The organism is Paenarthrobacter aurescens, assembly GCF_041549525.1.
GTDB classification, from domain to species: Bacteria; Actinomycetota; Actinomycetes; order Actinomycetales; family Micrococcaceae; genus Arthrobacter; species Arthrobacter aurescens.
Genome location: NZ_CP157456.1, coordinates 948,097 through 962,972, shown reverse-complemented (window position 1 = coordinate 962,972; position 14,876 = coordinate 948,097). Strand labels below are relative to the sequence as shown.

The following is a 14,876-nucleotide window of genomic DNA, read 5'->3' as shown; positions in this document are numbered from 1 at the left end:
CGATGGAACTGGGGTCCACACGCGTCGAAGTGTTTGCCGACGGCAGGGTAACAGTAGGTGGCGAGGCCATCTCTCCGCCCGAGGGAACTGATCCTTACTCGGCTGCAATAGCGGTGCTTGCTGACTATGCCAAGTCGTCCGGAGCGCCTGTTCTGGCGGATGCGGTAGACCATGTCAAGGGCCAGGAAGGCCGGTTCCACGTGCATCCGGACGGTCGCGCCGAAGCGGTGACAGGATTCCCGGGTGCCGTAGACAGCACTCCGGCAGACTCGGCAGAAGCCCCTGCAGACTCGGTGGTGGCTCCTTCAGACTCGGTGGTGGCTCCTCCGACAACCCCAAGCTACGGTTCGACGCACCTTGAGACACAGTTCGTCCGGCCGGACAGGCCACGTCCCACCACGGGCTTCCGCGGCGCCCTGTATTCGGCTACGGGTGGTTTCGTGAACCTCGGCCCCAGCGCCAGGGACCAGGACGAGGCCGAGCTGGAACGCCGGATCGCCCGTCCGCTCTCCGGCAGCTTCAACACAGCGGTCCTCAGCCTCAAGGGCGGAATCGGCAAGACCTCCACCACCGTGGGCGTGGGCATGATTCTCGCCGAATACCGCGGCGACCACCCGTGCGCCATCGACGCCAACCCTGATAGCGGGGACCTGGCCGAACGCGCACTCGGCGAAATGCTCTATCAGAAGGTCAAGCCGCGCACCATCACGGATATTGTCCGGGACATCGAAAAGATCACGTCGCTGACAATGCTCACCGACTACATGCATCACGCCAACAGACTGCATTTGGTGGCAGGCGAGCAGGATCCCGCGTTATCCGATGCCCTGACGGCTGCTGAATACCTGAAGATCAAACACTTGGTGTCCCAGTACTACTCGGTGACTCTCACTGACTGCGGCACGGGCGTGTCACATCCGGCCATGGCCGGAGTGCTCCCGGAAGCCACCAACTTGGTTATCGCGTCCGGCTATGCCGTGAGCGGTGCCAAGCGTGCCCGCAATACCCTCCAGTGGCTTGCCGACCATGGGTATGAGAATCTGGCCAGAAACGCCATTGTGGTGGTCACGGACAAGGACCAAGTTTCCAGCCGGGTCAATAAGCGTGCCATTGAAGAGCACCTCGCAGGCTTCTGCCGGCAACTCATTACAGTCCCGCACGATCGCGGCGTCGCCGATGGTGACCGCATTTCGTTGGACAAGATTTCGGCCGGGACCCGCAGGGCCTACAAGGAGATAGCCGCCGCGATCGTGGACGGCTACATCTAGGCCGGCTACCGGCCCTGGGGGTTACCCTGTGCTTTGCCCTGCGCCGCTCCGAGGATGAGCTCCTGGGCGCGGCGGGCTTTTCCACCATCCCAGGTGGAAGCCGTCGGGTATCGGACGGCCAGATGCTGGAAGGGGACGTGTCCACGGAGCGCCGCGGCCGCCCCGGCAGTATCCAGTTCCGCCGCTTCGGGAACACCTCTGTGCAGCGATGGCCCCAGTACCAGCAACTGCGGAACCCTCATGGCGTCCCCGCCGACGGGGATGCTTAGCCCGGAGGCGCCAAAGTGTAGTTCCACCGTTAGTTCCTGTGCATTGGCTTCCACGGCTGCAGCCTCAAGGGTTACAAGATCTGGAAGAGCACTGCTGGAAGGGGCTGACATCAATACATCGAACGCCTCCACCACTCCTGAATCCGTGCGGTAGGCCGTCACTACTCCAGCAAAGCCCCGCCCGGACAGAACGGCAATCCCCAAAGGCATGGTTTCGCGCAGCCAGGCAGTAAGCGCCGCTTCATTCCACCTCTGCTGAAGCGGCTCTGCGGGACCCAGATATTCCGGAGTGCACCCGGCGGCTGCCAACATCCTGGACGTAAAAGTTCCCAGTATCAGGTCACCTGAGGCAGCATGCAGCACGCTGCCTCGGATCACGACGGCGGGACTCACCGCAGGCGGGCCGCTCGCCGCAGCGGTGTCGCTGAACTGAGCGGCGTCGGCCGCCGCCAGGGCGTCGCGCACCTCACCGTTGAGGTCTTCCGCAAACCATGGGATTCCCGCGGCTTTGAGAAATGCCAGCAGCGGGTAAGTGATGGCCGCATCGGCTCGTGTCTGAAGGGCGACAATGCCGTTTCCCGCCGACGCAGCCGCAGCGTGCTGCAGGTCCCTGCGCAGCGTCCTGCTAAGCCAGGGACGGGCCGCTGGAGTTGGAACGGGCACCCACGGTATTGAACTCATGCTCCCCATTCCGCGTTGATGACCTCGTTGGACTGCGGATCAATGAGAAGTCCTTTGGTTCCGATCACCGTGATCATGAGGAAGGCGCGCACGGCTTCGGCGGTGTCTTTGTCATAAGGGCAGTTGACCTCAGAGACCCAGGCGTCACCGGCAAGCTGGTGGGCTACCTCCTCACCAAAGACCCGGCGCACTTCAGAATTCGGCACGTTCAGGGGAACGCTGATGAGCCCCAGATCTTCCCCCGCGAGGTTCACCACGAGGTTCTCGGAGCCCTCCACTGCGTTGACAAAGAACTTGTTTTCGAACTCGCCGCACGCATACTCAAAGCGACCTTCGCGAGGGTCTTGATCGCAAATCAGGTGAAAGTCATAGCTCATGGTGAACAACCTCATGATGGTGGTGGAAGGTCTGGACGGTCACAGGGGGGCGGCTGGTGCGAAGAATCCTTGCCCTGCCCGCAGGTAGCGGAACAGGACGTTCACCGTTGGCGACCACTCCTTCTGAGCGGTCGCCCGAGAACAGGATGACGGGGGCGCCGGCGGCCCGGAGACTGGCAATGAAGGAGTCGTGCATCATCATGCCGCTGCCGGTGGTCCTGCTGGTGACCATGGCGAAAAGTCCAATGTCGGCACCGGAGGGAAGGTAGCTTGCCAAAGCACGCAGGGGCTGGTTTCCGGTAGCCGCCAGAATGTCGTAGTCGTCCACCAAGAGCACGATCTTTGGCGAACGCACTGGTGCCGTGCTTCCGTCCCCTAACCTGTCCCGTGCCTGCCCCGCAACGAACTCGGCCAGCTGGGCTGCCTTTTGCCCGTTGGAGGCATACTCGCCCAGATACTCGTCAGGGATGAAGTCCTGCAGCTGTTGGCGAGGATCGAACACCGCAAAGGCCAGTTGACCCGGTTCGTGGGATGCCATCAGCTGTGAGGCCGCAGTCCTCAGCAGGTTGGTCCGGCCGGTTTCGGGGTCACCAATCACCACGGCTCCCCTGTCCGTGCCCAACAGATCAAGGTTCTCGATGCCGGCGTCGTGCTCCCGAATGCCAAGCGCTATGCTGCCGCCGCCCGGACTGTGATCCGGCGAAAGCCGGGTCAGTGCAGGCAAGACGCGTACGGGAGGCGCGGTCAGCGGGCTGTACTGGCCCAAAACCCCACCGAGCTCGGCCAGTTCCTGCCCGGCATTGTCCCGATCCGGCGTTGGGGACAACGACGGTAGGGCAAAGTGACCAATGGTCTTATCCATGGTCAGTGCGCGTCCGGGACGGTTTGCCCCAAGTGTTGTTGCGAGGCGGCGGTCCAGTGAATCCGCGGGATCGGCAAGGTGCAGCTCAATCCTTGTTCCCAAGAGTGATTGCCGGGACATCCGTACCTCGGACCAGCTCCGTAGGCTGACCAGGACGTGGACGCCCAGAGTGCTGCCGCGGGTCATGATGTCGTGGACCGAGTCCTCCAGTTCAGGGAACTCGGAGGTCAGGCTTCCAAAACCGTCGATGAGAAGGAAAGCATCGGTGCATGCCAGCTCCCCAAGCCCACCCCTGGACCGGAGCGCACGCATCCCTTGGAGTGAATCCAGCTTGTGGTGATCGAACACGGATTGCCGGACATTCAGCAGGCCTTGGACCTCTTCAATGGTCCTCCGAAGCAGCTCCCTGTTGCCACGGCCGGCCGCCCCACTGCAATGCGGCAGCGTCGCCAGCCCTGCGAGCGCATTGCCCAGGAGGTCCACCGCGTAGATATTGACGTCCTCCACCCCATGGCTCAAGGCCAGAGACGCCGCGATGGTGCGCAGCGCGGTGGACTTGCCGCTTTGCGGGGCACCGATGATCGCGAGGTTGCCGCCTCGGGCGGTGAGATCAAGGTGCCACGGTCCTTGCCACTGCCGGGCCGGGTCATCAAGGATCCCGATTGCGGGACTGAGGTATTGCGGTTGGCCGAGCCTGGGGCCTGTGGACGTGAGGTCCAGTGAGGCGCCGGTTCCCGCCAGGGACACAGCAACCGGCAGGGGCGGAAGCCACACCGGTGGCGTTGATCGCGGTTGCTGTGCGGCGAAACCTACGACGGCGGAGAGGATGGTTGCACTTTCTGCCTGGTTTGAGGGGCGCTTGCCCTCTACGGGAACGCCCCGCGTCATGGTGCTGTTTATCAGGACCGGATCGGGCACCCCGTTGACGGTTTCTTCTGCCAGGTGGAAGGTCTGCACGGGGACTGACTCCGTCACTGAATCGACGGCGTCGTCCTCCGCCAGGGGCAAGGCGCCGGAGACGTAGGCTGCACGGAATCGCTTGAACACGGTGGTGTCCACTTTGAGGATGCCGTGGCCCGGGGTGCTGGGCAGGTGATAGGCATCGGGGACATCAATGATGGTGCGGCTTTCGCTTTCCGAATTGGTGTGGAGTGCTATCCGGTAGGCCAGGTAGGTATCGAGGCCGCGGAGCATGCCTTGCTCCACTTTCTGGGAAGCCAGGAGCAGGTGGATGCCGATCGAACGCCCAATCCTGCCGATGGAGAGCAAGAGATCGATGAAGTCAGCACGTGCGGTGAGCAACTCCCCGAACTCGTCGATGCACACGAACAAGTAGGGCAGCGGTTCAGCAAGGGCCGGGTTGTCCGGGGTCCTGCTCCGGGCGCTCCGGTAATCGTTGATGTGGGCAAAGTCGCCACCGTTCTTCAGCAACTCCTGCCGGCGTTTAACCTCTCCCGCGAGGCTGGAATAGATTCTGTCCACCAGGCTGGCATCGCTGACCAGGTTAGTGACCAAACCTGAAACATGAGGGGCGGCCTCGAAGGGGGCGAACGTTGCGCCGCCCTTGTAGTCCACCAGGACCATGCTCAGGTCCTCGGGGGAATGTGTGGCGATCAACGACAGGACTATTGTGCGCAGGAGTTCGGATTTGCCCGAACCGGTTGCTCCCACGCAGAGCCCGTGCGGTCCCATGCCTTGCTGGGCCGGTTCCTTTAGATCCAGGTGGACCGGTGTTCCGTCCTCGTCTTCTCCGATGGCAACCCTCAGGAAATCCGAGCCTCGTTGGCTCTTCCACGACTGGAGCATGGCCTCGGCCGTGTAGTCGCTCAGACCGAGGGCCTCGGCGTAGCTCCGCGAGGACTTGTGCTCGCCGAATTCGTGGGACAACTCCGAAAGACGCAGCGGAGCCAAGGCCCTGGCTACGGATTCGGCAACCACAGGAGACACGCCATCAGCAACGCCCTGCATGGTTTGGCCGGTGGCAGTAGCTTCCATACTCAGTGCGTCGGGCGAGACCATCAGACGGAGGTCAACCCGTTCCGGCTCTTGTTGCTGCTCAGCCAACACATGGATCCGGGTCACCGCAAGCTTGGTTAGGGGAAGGTCAGCAGGCACTCCAGGGAGCGCCCCGGCGTTCTGCCCTGGAAGGTCCGTAATGATAATCAGCCTAGGAAGGGCATCCGCGGGAACTTGCTGGAAGTTGCGGGCGGCGCTGTTCACCGCCGTGAGCCGCGCACCCATGGAACCTTCCAGCAGGCCGGCCAGCTCAGCCAGTGAACCCGCCCTTCGCAGGGTTCCCCGCTCCTGTAGGTGGGGCAGCCATTTGGTCCATTCCCAGTCCTCCAGCTGGTCATCACCAACAACAATCGCCAACTCCACATCCTCGGGAGATTGTGCGGCAGAAAGCTGGCAGAGCAGGCCGCGGCAGACGATTAGTGCCGTTTCCCGGTCCCCCACGATTGATACGTCGGACACCGCAGCCAGCGGCAGCGTCAGCGGCATATCCGGATTGCTGCCAAAGCGTTGGCGAAGCTGTTCGGCTTCAGAGAGCATGAAGGCATCCGGACGTTCAACAGCATCGCCGCTGTCCTGAATCGTGATGGGTCTGCGCGGAACACTGCCGGTGCCGAACCGGGTGACCAGGAAGTCAGGACTCGTCCTGCGACGTTCCCAAAGCCGGTGGGGATGGTTGACCACGCTTTGCACCAAGCGGCTCACCGGCGGATGCGCCGCATTTGCCCCAGACCGTGCACGCTGTTCCTCTGACTCAAAATCAGAGCGGCGGCGCCTGAGGTAGTCCATATACAGTCTCCGCTTGGCCGCCCTCTGACGGGTGGCCTTACCGCGCTGGGAAAACATGAGCACAACCGAAGCAAGGACCGTGGCCACCATCATGATCGCGCCAATGCCGGCCAAAGACGAGCCCCGGAAAAGCATCATCACCGTCACCGACGTAGCGGCTCCCAACATGGGCACCAGGGCAAGGAGGTTCATCCCGCCTGCTCCCCCGGCCAGCTGCGGTGGGGCATCCAGCAGTGCAGCTTCAGGCGTCTTTTCAGGAAGTGTGGTCCTGGCAGGGCGGTGGACGATCCGTGTGGTCATGCGCTCATGCCCTGTTCGCGGCCATCAGGGCCTTGCCGGTCAGTTCCGTGGCGGCGATCCTGGTTCGGGAGCCCAGACGGCTGAGTTGAAGGCTGCTGCCACTGGCCAGGTGCCGGTCATAGGGCAGCACGCCGTCGCGCACTGCGGCATCGTGACTCTGGCGGGAACGGACCACCGCGGTCACCTGTTGGACGTCCGGGAAAGTGCTGTTCAAGGACTCTTGAATGGATGCGAGTTTTGCGGCCTCCGGGTTACCCGGCGGTGCAACCAGCACCACGGCGTGCGCAGTCTCCAGAAGCGCCGCCGCGTGTCGGGACAAAGGCGAGGCGCCGCCGTCGACGATTGTTACCGCCATAAAGCGCGAGAACGTAGATGACACATCTGTCCACTCCTGTAAGCCGAGCGGTTGGTCCGCCAAGGCAGGAACGTCAGCCCTGCCCGCCGCGAAGACCTGACTGCCGCAGGCTGCTGCGTTCTTGACGGCATCCGGAAGCGTCCGCACGGGTTCTGTGCGGAACTGATGCATCAGCTTGGCCAACGGGGCCACCTGCGATGCACCGAGGTATCGCATCAAATTTCCACTGTGATCAGTGGCGTCTATAGCGATGACGGGTTCCTGACGGATGCTGCCGAGCAGTTTTGCCAGCATCGCCGCAACGGTGGTGGTTGCCACGCCACCCGCCGTGCCCAAAACCACTATTCGCCGCCCGGTGGTGATGGGGGCTTCAACGGCTGAGCTTGCCCTGATGAGCCGCTCGGACAACGATCCGGAGGTCACTGCATCGGTCACCTCGAAGCGGACGCGTTCCCACCAACTATCGCCGCTTTTACGGCGTGATGTGGCCACCCGTGTGGAGCGCGGCTCAAGGGCAGGAGGGGTCGACGGCGGCAGCTTAGGTGGGGCTGGCGTTGTCGCCTTGGTGGCGGCTGCTGGTGCGGCAAGACCCGCCCCGGTCACGGCTGGCGCTGGTGCCGCGGTGCTGCCCATCCCCGGGAAGCCGCCCACCGGCGTCGTGCTTGTCTCGTCAATCGGGAATCCGGAGCGCGGTTGTTCACCCAAAAGTCTGTCCTAGCTGTGTATAGGCTCCTGAGAGTCCCAGAACCAAGGGAATGGTGGCAAGGACGCAGAGGAGCTCGAGCCTTGAGGCGATGACTCGCAGCCTGGCGGCCGTCTGTTCCCTGACCTTAATTACAGAGGCCACCAGCACGAGAACTGCCAACGCTGCTGCAACAGCAAGCCATAGAGGCTGTTTGGTTGCCAAGGCAAAGACCTGCGTGGCACCCCAGCAGGCACCAGCTGCTGCTACATAGACTCCGGCGCGCTGCGCTAGCAGCGGCAACGCCAGGCCCCTGAACGTCAAGGCGCCCAACAGCGCCACCGCAAGCAGGACCGCCCACACCGGCCGGTTCTTCGCGGTCGCAACCACCACCACCGCAACTCCAGCCACCAATGCTGCAGTGAGCGTCCAACCGGTCAAAGTGGCGTGTGCTGCGTGGACGGCATCCAGCGTTGTGCTGCGGGTGATCCGCTTACCTTGGCGCTGATCGTCATCCAAACCGCTAAGGCCAGTCAATACGGTGGCCAGCCTGGGTGCGACACCCAACGCGAAGATAGCCACGATTCCCGAAATACCGGCTGAGAGCGGCTGATCCCGAGTGCTCAAGGCCAGCACTGCCCACAATCCACCCAGAAGGAGGAGCAGCCCGGCACTTGAAAGGAAAGGGATGTACTTACCCGTTGCCATGCCCGAGGCAACCACGGCCAGGACCAAGGCGGCGGACAGGAGAAGAGCCCCGGTAGCGAAAGGCGACACCATAAAGGCCGTGGAACCGGCCGTTGCCAGCCCAGCGGCAACCAACGCGAGTCCGCCAGGGACGGAGCGTACGCGTCCGGCTATGGCACCGAGCAACATCAGGGTGGCACCAATCGCGATGCCGATCATGGCGGAATCCCTGTTTCCGGTTCCCCGCAGAAGCACAACGAACGACGAACCGGCAGCAGCCATCAACAAACCGGCAACAGTCGCGAGGCCAACAGTCCGCAGCGGCCCGGCCCACACAGCCGGGAGCCGCTCTGTTGATTCGGCCGCGAAGGAAGGAACGTCATAAACATCAGGCGCTGCCGGGACATCGCGTTCGTCGCGCAGGTAAAGCATGGAGCCATCGGAGATGCCCGCTTGGCGCAGAGTCAATGAACTTTCCAGGGTGATGCCCACGCTGGTGGTCAGCACGGACGACATAAGGATTGCGGTGCTGGCTGCGGTGGCAGTCCGGGAGCTGCTGGGCTCGTTCATCAAGCTCAAAATTTGCGGCATGAGCGATGCGATGGGTTCATCGGAAGGGAGCCTTACATCGAGATGCCGGTGCGCCGCGATAATGGTGACCCGGCTCAGGGCCATACTCATAGGGTTCCTTTGATGAGAGTTGCTGATGCTGACGTCACTGCTTGTTTGGCCGCCTGCTCACTGAGCAGATGTTGGACGAAACTGAAGCCAACACAGATTGCGGCGATGAGCGCTGCGACCAGGAGTGATTGCATGAGCCGCGTGGTGGCCGTCTTATAGCTACGTTCCTGTGGGTTCTGCCCAAACAACAAAGAATCGTCGAGTCTATGCTTCCTGACCCGGGCGGACTCAAGCAGCCGGGAATCGTAGTCTTCAGCCATGTGCGGCCCTCCCCATCAGGCTCCTGTACGGCGTCATAGTGCCATCAACCCTAATCCATGGGTCGGTTTCAATAACGGTCCAGACCCTAGCATCTGCCTGAGACAAAGTTTGCTCCAGGACTTCTGGCGCAAGGGCTGCGTCATCCGCGGCGCGAAGGCCAGGTCCTTGTCTTTATTGCACCGGAGTACCTAGTCGGTGGTGGGGAGCACTCATTTTGGGTGTTTTCAGCACCTAGACAGACCCGAAACGGCACCTAGAGGGTGCTTTTCGGCCCTAGGTGTCCGCTCTGGTGGGGCAGGGTGAACCCCGTGGGGCTTCGTCGGCAACCTTTTCGGTTTGTGACTAAGCCGTCATAAGGCACTTGCTTCTTGTTACTGCATCGACTGGACTTAACATGTTGTGTTCACCATGCTGTTAAAGTGCTCCAGCACAACCATCTACCTTTGGGGGAATCAATGGCTATCTTTGATATGGGTGCCGAGACACTCGGGAACCTGAGCAAGCAAACCGACGCGTCCCATCAGGACCTCGGCGCCTTGGTCCGCCGTTTCGTGGACGCCGTCACCCCGCTGGAAGGCAAATTCAGCGGCGCGGGCAAGGCCGCGTTCGATTCGTTCAAGAACCGGTCCGACCTGGTCGCGTCCGAACTGAACACCGCCCTGGCCGGCATCGTGACCGGCCAGTCCGGGATGAACACCGCTTTCACCCAAGGCGACCTGACCGCCTCCGATAACGCACGCCGCTCCGAAGGCGCCGCGAACTTCGACGCCGCACGCTTCCAAGGACGGGCATAATCATGACCACCAACCGCATCGCCTACGACACCAACGTCTCAGCCCAGGTCCAGTCCGACATCCAAGCCCTCGCCGCGCAACTGGAAACCCTCATCGCCGCCCGCCAAGCCGACGTGAACCAGGCCATGGCCGACTTCCGCGCCGACGGCGTCGACGCCGAATACCAGGCAGTCGAAACCCGCTGGAGCTCAGCGGCGGACGAAGTCAAAGCCATCATCGCCCTGGTCCGGACCACCCTGGGCACCAACGACGACACCGCCACCACCGCCGCGACCTCTGCCCGCAACGCCGTGCAGAGCATCGGCTAACCCGCCGGTCTTTAGAGGCAGGTGACTGATATGGCTGTGTGGAGTATTGATGTTGGCACCGCGCGTGCGGTGATCTCCTCTACCGCAGGCTCTGTTTCGGCGTTGGAGGAACCGTTGGCCAGGTTACAGGGCGCGGTGGAAGGAATCGCCGCGGCCGTGCCGTCGGCCCAGGTTCAAGAAGCGTTGGGGGCGTTGATCGAGAACGGGGTGGTTCCGGCCACCACGGACGTGCTCGAGCGCAGCACCACCATCCTGACCGGGACCTCCGAAGCCGTGGGCCATTACGCCAACGGTGATCTGGCCATGGCATCAACAGCGGCCTCCAGTGCCTCAACCGTGCACCTGTCCGTTTCGGCATTAGGGCGGTAAGAATGGACTTCAGTCAGGTGTGTGTCGCAGGTCCGGGCGCGTCCGGGATCAGCGTTGACGGGCTCCCGCCGCTGCCGGACCCGGACGCCCTGGACAGCCAGGGCCAGGCCCTCGCAGCGTCCGGGAACGCCGTTCATTCCGGCGTCAACGACGCCGCAAGGTCCTGGGCCGGTCTTTCCGGAGCTTACGAGGCCCCCGAAGCCGGGCAGGTCCTGACCGCTTTCACCCCGGTGTTCTCCCGCTCCCAGGGCCTGGCCAACCTGACCAGCAACGCCGCAACCGTGCTGGCCGCGTACGCGGACCGGGCCAGGGAACTGAAACAACGCATCAACACCCTCCGGGCCGAGGTCCACGCCTTGGACGAGGTCATCGGCGGCAACGACGACTGGCGCTCAAACCTGACAATCGTGGACCGTCACCGCGAAACCATGGACAAAGCCAGCGCCCTGGCCCAAGCCATCCTCGACTCCGACGCCACCTGCGCCACCGCACTGGCCGCCCTGACCGGCGGGCAAAGCTACCATCCCCCGGCCATCCCCAGGGCGAACCTCAACTCCTCAACCGACCTGCTCTCCAACGCCCTGACCCACGTCCAGCACTACATGGGCACCGACGAGAAACTCCCCGACCTTCCCTGGGGCCCACCGAACATCTCGGCCCGGCTCGGCGGGGCCGGCTCAGCGGGCCAAGGTTTCATCAGCGCCCTGATCGGCGCCGGGCAAGGCCTGCACACCCTGCTGGGAACCACCGACAAAATCAAACAAGCCCAAGCCTGGCAAGGGATGTTCGCCCTCGGCGGCGCGGCGCTCACCACCAGAAACGTGTTTGCCCGCGGAGGTAAAGACGTCACCGCCGAAGAAACCCAAGCCGTCCTGACCACCCTCAACGCGGCCAAAGAAACCATCCACTACGACGAATGGGGCACCGACCCCGCCTACGCCCTCGGCGCAACCACCTTCGACGTCGCGACTCTCTTTGCCGGTGGTGCCGGGGTGGGGATTAAAGCCGGTTCGACCGCCGGCAGGCTAGGCCTGGCTGCGCAGCGACTCAGCACCGCAACCATGGGCAGTCCACGGCTGGGAGTGCTTTCTTCGCCGCTCAGTAACGCCGCCAACGGACTCCACCGAACCGGTCTTTTACTGGATAAACCCGGCTCGCTGGCCCTGAAACTATCGGACTTGGTGATGCCATCCACTACGGCTAGGGTGCTCGATACAATCACCCAGTCAAAAGCGGCGACTTGGGCGGCTCTAGAAAACGCCAAACGTGGCGTGACGCACCTCGTCTCGGGAGGCAAACACGTTACCGCGGACGTGATGAACTCCCTTGCCCAGGGCCTCCGTAATGTCGATACGGACTTTCCAACCGCCTTTCACCCCGAGCCCAGCGGTCTGTTGGCACGGACCGCGGACAACTCAGCAGTACCAAACTGGCTGGACAAGAGCGCTGCCGACATCCGGGAAAACGCCCCTCACGCACGGGGCGGTTCCGGTGCACTCGTTAACGACGCTTCACGGGCGCCGCACGCACCCGTGGTCCCTGACCCTTTCCCGCCACAGAACAACATCACCAACACCGTCGTCCTTCAGCATGGTCACGATCTTTTCCCGGTCAGCCGCAAAGACAACTTCGCAGCCAAGACCGGGCTGGAACCCAACACCTTGTACATCGTGGACAACCGCACCAAAATGCCAGATAACACCGGCGGCCTCACAGCCGACAGTCTTGAACGGTTCTACACAGATGCCACGGGCCGAGTCGAACGCGTAGACACGTACGCTGGCGTTAGGGGTGCCTGGTCCGTTGAACTGAACAAGCGGATGCCCAATGTCACCTACAACGTCGTCGCGAAAACTGACGGAGGCCTGGAAAATCACTTCACGATCATCACCGATGACTTCGCCAAGCCCAAGAGCGTCGAAGCACACATCACCGGGTTGCTTAAAGGCGACATCAACCGCAGCGCATGGCAGCAAATACTCGCCGGCATCCGTGTCGGCGGGCGCGGCTACGAGGGCGGCCATCTCATCGCATCCCTCTTCGCAGGACCAGGAGAAGGTGCCAACCTCCTGGCCCAACTCATGTTCCAGAACCGAGGCCACGGAACCCCCAACGTATCGGCGAATACCTTGGCCTTCTACCAACTCGAGCGAGAAGTCATGACGAAGGCCCTCCACCGTGTCGACACTGGGCAACCACTAGACTTGCATTTAAAGATAGAAGCCGTCCCCGGACCAAAACCCGGACTGCCTGAATCATTGAAGGTAACCCATAGCTTCGACGGAGGTCTCCCGAGGACAAATCAATTCTCAAATATGCCCATCGGTGAACAGGAGATGCAGTGACTGACGGTTCGCCCGCAATTAGCCCTGCGGTATCGATGGGATTACGACGCCTGAAAGATGAAACTTTCCGCCAAGGGTCCCTGGGTTTCGGGTCTCAGGAGGTGGTGAGTACCTCCGTGATACATCAGGCGTGGTCTAGGCGCACGGAGGATGTGAAGCGAAACGGCATCTGGGGATACCGCGAATTTGCAGTGGACTTTTCTCATGACTCCATGGATTGGTGGTTAAAAGAAGTACGCCGCGAATCGTATCGCACCGGAGCTGGTACGTGGACCAGCTGCAAGGTCTACCTCTATCCAGATTCGGACGGCAGACTCGAAACCTTCGATTTTGAACTCTTTAGGCCGGACAGCGAAGATGGAATTCCTGATCGTCCGGCGGACGCACTGACATTGTTCCAGGACCTCAAAGCTTTCCCACGCACGCTGGACAACATACCCCAGTGGATGTGGACGGTGTTCCGCGCCGAAGGCATCACACCCCCTGTCTACAACCCACAACTGCAAACAGTCGAGTGGAACAACAAACGCCTCCCCGTCACCAACACCGGCACCGACTTCTCCGCCCAACCGGAAATCATCGACCCATCTAAAGAACCAGGGGTCTTCGCAAAAATCGGCCGCAAGCTCTTCGGCTAGGCAGCCCAAACATCTCCAGCAGCCGCAACCAAAGCTCCACGAAGAAGCGGAGCTGCCTACGCCGTCGTCGAGATTCACCTGCTTAAGGCGACATCAATCGCAGCGCATGGCAGCAAATACTGGCCGGCATCCGTGTCGGCGGACGCGGCTAGGAGGGCGGGCACCTCATCGCATCCTTCTTCGCAGGACCAGGAGAAGGCGCCAACCTCATGGCCCAACTCATGTTCCAGAACCGAGGCCACGGAACCCCCAATGTATCGGCGAACACCTTGGCCTTCTACCAACTCGAAAGAGACCTCATGACCAAGGCCCTCCACCGCGTCGACACCGCACAACCCCTAGACGTACGTCTAAAGGTACAAGCCGCACCTGCACCGAAACGGGCTGCCTAGCAGGGTGGACGTTACATTCCGGTGCGACGCGGAGACATCAACGACTCGCCGTTTTCCGAATTTGCCCGTGGAGCAGAAGGAGTCACTTTGAGCAGCAGCGAAATCATTTCCAGGCCCTCCGTGCTAGTAGGCCTCACCCGGTTGAGGAGCGAAACCTTCAGGGAAGGCGCTCTGGGTTTCGGTGCCCAAGAAGTTATAAGTACCTCGGTCATTCATCAGGCCTGGTCCCAACAAACTGAGAAGATCTTGCGAGATGGTGTCTGGGGACCGCGTAGCTTCTCCTTGGAGTTTTCCCGCGAGTCCATGATTGATTGGCTAGAGGAAATCCGCCGCGAGTCGTACGTCCAGGGTAAAGGGACGTGGACAAGCTGCAAGGTCTACCTCTATCCGGATTCGGACGGCAGACTTGAGGTCTTCGACGTGGAACTCCTCAGACCCGCCCATGAAACAACCATCCCTGATCGTCCGGCGGACGCACTGACATTGTTCCAGGACCTCAAAGCTTTCCCACGCACGCTGGACAACATACCCCAGTGGATGTGGACGGTGTTCCGCGCCGAAGGCATCACACCCCCTGTCTACAACCCACAACTGCAAACAGTCGAGTGGAACAACAAACGCCTCCCCGTCACCGAAACCGGCACCGACTTCTCCGCCCAACCGCAGATCATCGACCCGTCCAAAGAACCAGGGGTCTTCGCAAAAGTCGGCCGCAAGCTCTTCGGCTAGGCAGCCCCAACTTCTCCAGCAGCCGCAACCAAAGCTCCACGAAGAAGCGGAGCTGCCTACGCCGTCGTCGAGGTTC

At 62.0% G+C, this 14,876-nt stretch carries 13 protein-coding genes; 7 read left to right on the top strand and 6 right to left on the bottom strand.

What is annotated here, in order from left to right:
- The first annotated feature begins 2 nt into the window (after window positions 1-2).
- The gene (locus ABI796_RS04605) at window positions 3-1,268 is read left to right on the top strand and encodes a MinD/ParA family protein (protein ID WP_246095904.1); all 1,266 of its coding nucleotides are present in this window, start codon (window positions 3-5) and stop codon (window positions 1,266-1,268) included.
- Between the two features lie 5 nt (window positions 1,269-1,273).
- On the opposite strand, the gene ABI796_RS04600 is transcribed toward ABI796_RS04605, so the two are convergent.
- Genes ABI796_RS04600 through ABI796_RS04575 form a run of 6 tightly spaced genes read right to left on the bottom strand, consistent with a single transcriptional unit; the run spans window position 1,274 to window position 9,224 of the window.
- On the bottom strand, window positions 1,274-2,200 hold the full coding sequence (locus ABI796_RS04600) for a DUF6177 family protein (protein WP_141286432.1): 927 nt from the start codon (window positions 2,198-2,200) through the stop codon (window positions 1,274-1,276).
- A 14-nt stretch (window positions 2,201-2,214) separates the two neighbouring features.
- Window positions 2,215-2,595 carry a hypothetical protein gene (locus tag ABI796_RS04595; protein WP_141286430.1) on the bottom strand — a complete coding sequence of 127 codons (381 nt, stop codon included), beginning with the start codon at window positions 2,593-2,595 and terminating at the stop codon, window positions 2,215-2,217.
- On the bottom strand, window positions 2,585-6,559 hold the full coding sequence (gene eccCa, locus ABI796_RS04590; RefSeq protein WP_141286428.1) for a type VII secretion protein EccCa: 3,975 nt from the start codon (window positions 6,557-6,559) through the stop codon (window positions 2,585-2,587). The genes ABI796_RS04595 and eccCa overlap by 11 nt, the downstream gene beginning before the upstream one ends.
- 4 nt (window positions 6,560-6,563) lie before the next feature.
- Entirely contained in the window at window positions 6,564-7,619 is a 1,056-nt protein-coding gene (locus ABI796_RS04585) for a hypothetical protein (RefSeq protein WP_141286426.1), read from the bottom strand.
- On the bottom strand, window positions 7,612-8,964 hold the full coding sequence (gene eccD / locus ABI796_RS04580) for a type VII secretion integral membrane protein EccD (protein WP_141286424.1): 1,353 nt from the start codon (window positions 8,962-8,964) through the stop codon (window positions 7,612-7,614). The genes ABI796_RS04585 and eccD overlap by 8 nt, the downstream gene beginning before the upstream one ends.
- A complete protein-coding gene (locus ABI796_RS04575) occupies window positions 8,961-9,224 on the bottom strand; it encodes a hypothetical protein (RefSeq protein ID WP_105694255.1) in 264 nt (87 codons plus the stop codon). Before ABI796_RS04575 ends, eccD begins: the two co-directional genes overlap by 4 nt.
- A gap of 456 nt (window positions 9,225-9,680) precedes the next feature.
- Here ABI796_RS04575 and ABI796_RS04570 point away from each other — a divergent pair, with 456 nt between their 5' ends.
- The 6 genes from ABI796_RS04570 to ABI796_RS04545 all read left to right on the top strand — a co-directional run bounded on the left by ABI796_RS04570 (window position 9,681) and on the right by ABI796_RS04545 (window position 14,800).
- Window positions 9,681-10,019 (top strand): hypothetical protein, encoded by a 339-nt coding sequence (locus ABI796_RS04570; protein WP_024819983.1) that lies wholly within the window; start codon window positions 9,681-9,683, stop codon window positions 10,017-10,019.
- A 2-nt stretch (window positions 10,020-10,021) separates the two neighbouring features.
- The gene (locus ABI796_RS04565; protein ID WP_141286422.1) at window positions 10,022-10,327 is read left to right on the top strand and encodes a pore-forming ESAT-6 family protein; all 306 of its coding nucleotides are present in this window, start codon (window positions 10,022-10,024) and stop codon (window positions 10,325-10,327) included.
- Between the two features lie 30 nt (window positions 10,328-10,357).
- A complete protein-coding gene (locus tag ABI796_RS04560; protein WP_141286420.1) occupies window positions 10,358-10,696 on the top strand; it encodes a DUF6507 family protein in 339 nt (112 codons plus the stop codon).
- Window positions 10,697-10,698: 2 nt separating this feature from the next.
- Window positions 10,699-13,041: a DNA/RNA non-specific endonuclease gene (locus ABI796_RS04555; RefSeq protein ID WP_344762418.1), complete on the top strand. Its 2,343-nt coding sequence runs from the start codon at window positions 10,699-10,701 to the stop codon at window positions 13,039-13,041.
- Complete coding sequence (locus ABI796_RS04550) at window positions 13,038-13,679, top strand: hypothetical protein (protein WP_344762416.1); 642 nt, start codon at window positions 13,038-13,040, stop codon at window positions 13,677-13,679. Before ABI796_RS04555 ends, ABI796_RS04550 begins: the two co-directional genes overlap by 4 nt.
- Window positions 13,680-14,158: 479 nt before the next feature.
- Entirely contained in the window at window positions 14,159-14,800 is a 642-nt protein-coding gene (locus ABI796_RS04545; protein ID WP_373092351.1) for a hypothetical protein, read from the top strand.
- Window positions 14,801-14,876: the final 76 nt, after the last annotated feature.

Coding starts and splice junctions, on each gene's coding strand:
- ABI796_RS04605 (WP_246095904.1), top strand. CDS start 3: ATGGAACTGGGGTCCACACGCGTCGAAGTGTTTGCCGACGGCAGGGTA.
- ABI796_RS04595 (WP_141286430.1), bottom strand. CDS start 2,595: ATGAGCTATGACTTTCACCTGATTTGCGATCAAGACCCTCGCGAAGGT.
- eccCa (WP_141286428.1), bottom strand. CDS start 6,559: ATGACCACACGGATCGTCCACCGCCCTGCCAGGACCACACTTCCTGAA.
- eccD (WP_141286424.1), bottom strand. CDS start 8,964: ATGAGTATGGCCCTGAGCCGGGTCACCATTATCGCGGCGCACCGGCAT.
- ABI796_RS04575 (WP_105694255.1), bottom strand. CDS start 9,224: ATGGCTGAAGACTACGATTCCCGGCTGCTTGAGTCCGCCCGGGTCAGG.
- ABI796_RS04570 (WP_024819983.1), top strand. CDS start 9,681: ATGGCTATCTTTGATATGGGTGCCGAGACACTCGGGAACCTGAGCAAG.
- ABI796_RS04565 (WP_141286422.1), top strand. CDS start 10,022: ATGACCACCAACCGCATCGCCTACGACACCAACGTCTCAGCCCAGGTC.
- ABI796_RS04560 (WP_141286420.1), top strand. CDS start 10,358: ATGGCTGTGTGGAGTATTGATGTTGGCACCGCGCGTGCGGTGATCTCC.
- ABI796_RS04555 (WP_344762418.1), top strand. CDS start 10,699: ATGGACTTCAGTCAGGTGTGTGTCGCAGGTCCGGGCGCGTCCGGGATC.